Below are 5,521 nucleotides of genomic sequence, written 5' to 3'. Positions count from 1 at the left end.
GGTGAGCAGGCCCTTGACGTGCAGGCGGGACAGGATCGTCACCACGGTGGTGTGGGCGAGGTCGCCGCCCAGTTGCTCCATGACCTGCGCCGCGGTCAGCTCCCGGCGAGCTGCCTGGAGTACGGCGAGGACCTCGGCCTCCAGGGTCCCAGGGGCCCGGCGGCCGCCCGGTGGTCCTGCGGGGGCATCAGGGTTCACGGCTTGGAGACCTTCCGTTCATCGTCTACAGTCCTGTAGAAGTTCTACGACTTTGTAGAAGTCGCGTGCTGCTCCGAGTGTGCCATGCCCCGGCACTGCGGGCACCGCCGACCCCGTCACCGCGCCGCGGCCACCTGGCCGCCACCGCACCGATCCGTTCTCGGGAGACCCCACCGCATGACGCCCTCCGTGCTGGCGCTGCCCGGCCCGCTGTCCGCCTTCGACGGCCCCTCCTTCGACGGCGACTGGTACACCGAGGTCACCGACCTCGCCCGCCGCAACACCTGGGCCAATGGCGCGGTCGACGCCTACACCACCTACGGCGTGCTGCTCTTTGGTGTCCTGCTCGCCGCGGCCTGGTGGTCCGCACGCCACACCGGCGGCCGGGCCATGGCCGCCACCTTGTGCGCGCCGGTCACCATCGCCGCCGCCCTCGCCGTGAACGCCGCGCTCAAGAGCGTGGTCGCCGAGGCCCGCCCCTGCCGGGCCCTGCCCCACGCGTTCACCGTGGAACCCTGCCCCGCCGCGAGCGACTACTCCTTCCCGAGCAACCACTCCGCCATGGCCGGCGCGGTCGCAATGGCGGTACTGCTGATCAACTGGCGCCTCGGCGTGCTCGCCGCCGCCGCCGCGCTGCTGATGGCCGCCTCCCGGGTGTACGTCGGCGTCCACTACCCCCACGACGTCATCATCGGCCTGGCCATCGGCACCACCGTCGTCCTGGCCGGCTACGCCGCCCTGCGCAACATCGCACTGCGACTGCTGGACACACTCACCCGCACACCCCTGCGACCACTGCTCACCACCACCGCGCCCGCCCCCGCCGTAGCGAGCTGACCGGCACAACCCGCCTGTCCGGCGTCAGCGCAGTTCGGCCAGTCCCTGCTGCTGGGTCTTAATGGGCTGGTAGCCGAGTTCCGCGCGTGCTTTGGTGATGTCGATGGTGCACTCGCGGCTGGACACCCACATGCTCATGTAGTCCAGTGGGGGCGCGCCCTTGAGTCGCAGGCTGCGCCAGAGTGTTTCGCCGGCTGCGGCGACCGACTTGGCCACGCCGTAGGGCAGGGACCGACTTGGCGCGGAGACGCCCTGGGTGGCCAGCAGCTCGGTGAGGATGTCGCGGAAGACGACGGGCGCCCCGTCGGTCACGAAGTACGCCTGGCCGGGGCGGCCGCGCTCGGCCGCGAGCATCAGCCCTTCCACGGCGTTGTCGACGTGCGTGGTGTCGGTGAGATGCCGGCCGCCATCGATCCATGCGAAGCGGCCGCTGTTGACCATGTCCACCAGTTCGGGCAGCACCATGGTGTCTCCCGCGCCCCAGACGAAACGCGGACGCACCACGATGGTCTCCAGGCTGCCGTTGGCTTTGATCACGACCTGTTCAGCTGCCGCCTTGGACGCGGCGTAGTGGGCGCGCGAGTCCGGCCGCAGCGGGGCTGACTCGTCCACATTGACCAGTGGCTGGCCGTTCATGAGGGCTGCCTCGGTGCCAACGTGGACCAGTCGTTGCACCCCGGCCTCACGCACGGCGCGCACGAGGTTGGCGGTGCCGTCGACGTTATCGGTCCAGAACTGCTTGCGGGTGCCGCGGCCAGGGGTGCGGGCTGCGGCATGGAAGGCCAGCTCACTCCCTGTTGCGGCGGCGCGCAGGCCGGCCACGTCTGCCAGGTCCCCCCGCACCGGGACGGCGCCCAGGTCTTTGACCTTGCCGGCCGCAGCGTCACTGCGTGCCAGTGCGCGGACGGCATGGCCGTGCTTGATCAAGCGGGCAATCAGCCGGCTCCCGACGAACCCTGAACCGCCGGTGACGAAGACGGTAGCCACGATAGGCCCCTTACTATAGCGATCGACATAGCTATGACGGCCACTATACTTACGGGCATGGCGAGACCCAAGTCGGATTCACGGGAGAAGATCCTTTGCAGGGCGCATCTACTGCTGTGCCGCCAGGGCTTCAAGGGGACAGGACTGGCGCAGATCATCGAGGAATCCGGCGCGCCCCGCGGATCGGTCTACTACCTCTTCCCAGGCGGCAAGGAGGAGATCGCGGTCGAGGCCGTCCGGATCGCCACGGCGGACTCAGTGGCCTTCATCGACGCCACCCGCCAGGCCAGCCGCACCGCCCGGCAATGGGTCACCGCGCTGCTCGAGAACTGCTCACGCAATCTGCAGGACAGCGGCTTCACTGAGGGGATGCCGATCACAACCGTCACCCTCGACTCCGTGCCCGGCTCCACCGCCCTCAGCACCGTCTGCCGCGAGGGCTACCAGTCGCTGGTGTCGGCCCTGCAAAAAGGCCTGGAAGGTTACGGAGTCTCCTCCCCGGAACAGGCCCGCGGGCTCGCCACACTCCTGCTCTGCGCATTGGAAGGCGCCATGATCCTCGCCCGCGCCCACCAGTCCCTGGACCCCTTCCAGCAGATCATGCCCCACCTCCTCCCTCTGCTCCCCGAATGAGCGGCCGCTGACTGCGGACGCGTCGTCACTGGCCGAGAGGCGATGGCCGAGGAGGTCGTCCAGCAACTCGGCGACATCGACATTCGCGATCCGATCGTGGCGAGCAAAGGTTTTGCCGGCAGGTGACTGGGGCCCAGATACGAGCGTCCTTCACCCGGGGGCGGAGGCTGTGACCCTTTAATGAACCAGGTTGCACACCCGCAAGCACTGGGCGGTGCCCGTCGATGTCCGATCGGTAGCGCCGATCGGAGCGGAGCAGTCGCTGTTGGACGAGGCGTTCGACCCCCGTCATTCCCTGTACCGGGATTCGGGGGCCGAGGCCCTGGGCCGGGGTATCGGGCACAGCTGTTTCCGTGGGCGTGCCGCTGAGGTGAAGGACCTGTCGGACTGGCTCAACGGCTCCGGCAGTTTCCTGCGGGTGGTCACCGGCAAGCCGGGAGCAGGCAAGTCGGCGCTGCTGGGCGTACTGGTGCGTGCGGCGCATCCGGTGTTGCGCGGCGAGACGGAGAAGTGGTGGCGGCTGCCGCACAAACCGGCCGAGAACCGGCGGCTGGCGGTGGTCCACGCACGGCGGCGGAGCCTGGCCGAGATCGCGGACTCCCCGGCCCGGCGGATGGGCGGTGCATCAAGGCCGCCCGGGAGGGTGCTCCCCGCACTCGCGGGGACGGTCTCTTGCCGGAGCCGACCGCACCGTCCTCGACTTTGGTACGAGCCGGTTTTCACGGCTGTGGGGTCCCCGTACAAGGCAGCTCGTCCGGCCCGGGCGAGCGCGCTTCCGCGCGGGCGAACCGAGCCTGAGACAGATCTGTCTCTTTTTAAGAGACAGATCTGTCTCATTCGGGTAGGGTTTCGGACATGGCTGCAACGGACGCTCGACCAGGTTGGGCCGTGTCAGCACGTGCCGGCGTGACGGTCCATATCGCGCTGCTGACCTCGATCAGCGCGATGTTCCTCGCGACCTCTAGCGCCCCGACTCCGCTTTACGGCGTGTATGCCCGGCTGTGGGGTGTGTCGGCGGCGGCGACATCGGTGGTGTTCGGTGCGTACGCCCTCGCGTTGCTGCTGGCCCTGCTGGTGCTCGGTCGGGTCTCCGACCACATCGGACGTCGGACGGTCATCTGGCCTGCGCTCCTCGTGCAGGTGGTGGCGATGCTCGTGTTCGCCACCGCTGGGGGCGTCGGCGAGCTGCTCGTGGGGCGCGTGCTTCAGGGGCTGTCCACGGGCGCGGGTCTCGCGGCGGTGGGCGCGGCGTTGCTCGACACCGACGCCGAGCGTGGCCGGATCGCGAACTCCGCAGCGCCTCCGATCGGGTCGGCAGTCGGGGCTCTGGGCTCGGCCGTGCTGGTCACTTTCGCGCCCATGCCGACCCGCCTGGTGTACCTGGTGTTCGCCATGGTGCTGGTACTGCAGATCGTCGCGTTGTCGCGGTTGCCGGAGACCGCGCCGCGCACGCCGGGAGCGGTGCGTTCCCTGCGGCCCAGGCTGCACGCACCGCGGCGAGTACTGGCGCGGCTGGGCGCCGCCGTGCCCGTGCTGTTCTCCGTATGGGCCGTATCGGGCCTGTTCGGGGCGTTCGGCCCGCACCTCGCCGCCCTGCTCACCGGGTCGTCATCCCCCATACTCGGCGCCCTGCCCATCGCGATCGTCGGGGCGGTGGCCCCGGTGGTCGCGTTCTCCACCGCCGGGCTGGCCGGGCGTAGGTCGCTGGCGTACGGCATCGCGGGCCTGCTGACGGCGGTCGTGATCACCGCGTTTTCGCTGCTGTTGGGCCAGATGTGGCTCCTGCTGGCGGGTGCGGTGGTGGCGGGCACCGGATTCGGCTTCGGCTTCCGCGGTGCTATGGACCTGGTGCTGCCCGCCGTCGACGAGTCCGAGCGTGCGGGCACGTTGTCGCTGCTCTACATCGCTTCCTACCTCGGGTTCGGCGTACCGGCCATCGTGGCGGGCATCGCGCTGCAGAGCACCGGAAACCTGACCGCGACGACGCTCGGCTACACCGTCGTTCTCGCGCTGCTGGCCGCGACGGCGGCCGGTGTCCTCCGCCTGACCGGTGACAACGAAGGGACGGACTCGTGACCACTCACATCACCGGCAAAGCGCCGGCGCGCTCCCCCCGCGAACGCCTGCTGGCCTCCGCCGACGAGCTCTTCTACAGCGAGGGTGTGCACACCGTCGGCATCGACCGCGTGATCGAGCACGCCGGGGTGGCCAAGGCATCGCTGTACCGCCTGTTCGGCAGCAAGGAAGAGCTCGTCGCCGCGTACCTGGGCGCCCGGCACGAGCGGAATTTGGCCGAACTGCGTACCGCCGCCGGGCGGCTCTCGGATCCTCGTGATGGCATCCTCGCGGTGTTCGACACGCAGGCGCGCTGGCTGCGGCGCCGTGCGTATCGTGGCTGCGCGTTCGCGCGGGCCAGCGCCGAGCCCGCCGCGGGCGTGCAGGTCCAGCGGGCCACCGACGCCTACCGTGCTGCGGTCCATGAGCTGTTCACAGAATTGGCCACCCGGGCAGACGTGCGGGATCCCGAGATGCTCGCCGCCCAGCTGCACACGCTGTTCCACGGCGCCGATGTCGTCGTCAGCAGCAGCAGCCGGCGCAGCAGGCTGATCGCCGCCACGCGGGCTGCCGCCGAAACGCTGATCGCCGCCGCCTGATCCGAAAATAACGGTCAGTTGGGGCTGATCCGGGCATGCGGGATACCGGTCTGGCGGCTCGATGCCGTCGGACCGGTGCTTGGTGGTGGTCGGGATCGGGGTGGTGGTCGGGGTTGGGTCAGACACCCCATGTCGTTGGGTGTCAAGCGGCATGGGGTTGGGCGTGGTGCGACCAGGCGGTCGCTTCGTCGTAAGTGGTGTGGGTTTTGAGG

6 protein-coding genes are annotated in these 5,521 nt (G+C 69.6%); 4 read left to right on the top strand and 2 right to left on the bottom strand.

Annotated features, from left to right (window positions below; genetic code table 11):
* On the bottom strand, nucleotides 1–198 hold a 198-nt coding region (locus tag EFK10_RS21350; RefSeq protein WP_164836093.1), incomplete at its 3' end, for a BlaI/MecI/CopY family transcriptional regulator.
* Between the two features lie 177 nt (nucleotides 199–375).
* On the opposite strand from EFK10_RS21350, the gene EFK10_RS21345 reads away from it, so the two are divergent.
* On the top strand, nucleotides 376–1,035 hold the full coding sequence (locus EFK10_RS21345) for a phosphatase PAP2 family protein (RefSeq protein WP_127357261.1): 660 nt from the start codon (nucleotides 376–378) through the stop codon (nucleotides 1,033–1,035).
* Between the two features lie 24 nt (nucleotides 1,036–1,059).
* Here EFK10_RS21345 and EFK10_RS21340 read toward each other — a convergent pair whose 3' ends face one another.
* Nucleotides 1,060–2,022, bottom strand: a complete 963-nt coding sequence (locus tag EFK10_RS21340) for an NAD-dependent epimerase/dehydratase family protein (protein WP_206305531.1) — start codon at nucleotides 2,020–2,022, stop codon at nucleotides 1,060–1,062.
* Between the two features lie 57 nt (nucleotides 2,023–2,079).
* Between EFK10_RS21340 and EFK10_RS52735 the strand changes: the two genes are divergently transcribed.
* The 3 genes from EFK10_RS52735 (at nucleotide 2,080) to EFK10_RS21325 (ending at nucleotide 5,309) form a co-directional block, all read left to right on the top strand.
* Complete coding sequence (locus EFK10_RS52735; protein WP_164836092.1) at nucleotides 2,080–2,655, top strand: TetR/AcrR family transcriptional regulator; 576 nt, start codon at nucleotides 2,080–2,082, stop codon at nucleotides 2,653–2,655.
* An 888-nt stretch (nucleotides 2,656–3,543) separates the two neighbouring features.
* Nucleotides 3,544–4,731: an MFS transporter gene (locus EFK10_RS21330; RefSeq protein ID WP_164836091.1), complete on the top strand. Its 1,188-nt coding sequence runs from the start codon at nucleotides 3,544–3,546 to the stop codon at nucleotides 4,729–4,731.
* Nucleotides 4,728–5,309, top strand: coding sequence for a TetR/AcrR family transcriptional regulator (locus EFK10_RS21325; RefSeq protein ID WP_240677372.1), 582 nt, complete (start codon nucleotides 4,728–4,730; stop codon nucleotides 5,307–5,309). Before EFK10_RS21330 ends, EFK10_RS21325 begins: the two co-directional genes overlap by 4 nt.
* Nucleotides 5,310–5,521 lie beyond the last annotated feature (212 nt).

The sequence above is a fragment of the Streptomyces soli genome, from assembly GCF_003999195.1.
GTDB classification, from domain to species: Bacteria; Actinomycetota; Actinomycetes; order Streptomycetales; family Streptomycetaceae; genus Actinacidiphila; species Actinacidiphila soli.
This window is presented reverse-complemented; position numbering and strand designations above follow the sequence as displayed.